General features: G+C 43.8%; 1 protein-coding gene. It reads left to right on the top strand.

The features are described 5' to 3' along the window. On the top strand, positions 1-260 hold a 260-nt coding region (locus AC0IXA_RS27700), incomplete at both ends, for a GntT/GntP/DsdX family permease (RefSeq protein ID WP_471814945.1).

Raw genomic sequence — 260 nt, 5'->3', positions numbered from 1 at the left:
CACATATTCCAAAGAACTTATTTAATCCAAAGGAATTCACAGAAGAAGAAATGCCTAGCTTCGGCATTAGCATTTTCACCGCTGTTTTGCCTGTATTGCTTATGACTTTCAGAGCATTTCTAGAAATTTTCTTCCCTTCCTCCCCATTGCTGCCTACCGCTGAGTTTTTAGGCGAACCGGCGATTGCACTATTAATCTCAGTGCTGCTTGCCATCTACACGTTTGGGCTTGGAAGAGGAAAGAGCATGCAGGACGTGATG

The sequence above is a fragment of the Pseudomonas sp. AC083 genome, assembly GCF_979253165.1.
The sequence above is the reverse complement of the archived record's forward strand: the minus strand, read 5'-3'. Positions and strand labels throughout refer to the sequence as shown.